Genomic DNA, 277 nt, shown 5'->3' with positions numbered 1-277 from the left:
AGCTTGTATTTGAAGAGAAAATTCTCTCCAAGACGAAGCTGCATCAGTTGATGTATCGAGAGTTGCGTTCTACCTTTTCCTTGCGATCTCAAATGGCCCAATCGGTCATGCGAACGGTGATTGCTCGATACAAGTCATTAGTCGGCAACGGCCACCCCTGGACATTCGTCCGGTTCAAGAAACCGGAGCTTGACCTCGTTTGGCGTCGAGATTACTCGCTTACGCAACGGATGTTTTCCATCAACACCCTGCATGGTCGCATCAAGGTACCTTATGA

1 pseudogene is annotated in these 277 nt (G+C 48.7%); it reads left to right on the top strand.

The features are described 5' to 3' along the window. Window positions 1-277 (top strand): annotated as a pseudogene (locus tag KJS69_RS29415) (RNA-guided endonuclease InsQ/TnpB family protein); the annotation flags it as partial.

The sequence above is a fragment of the Paenibacillus sp. J2TS4 genome (genome assembly GCF_018403245.1).
GTDB lineage: Bacteria > Bacillota > Bacilli > Paenibacillales > NBRC-103111 > Paenibacillus_L.
Note: the sequence above shows the minus strand (reverse complement) of the source record. Positions and strands in the feature narration are given on the sequence as shown.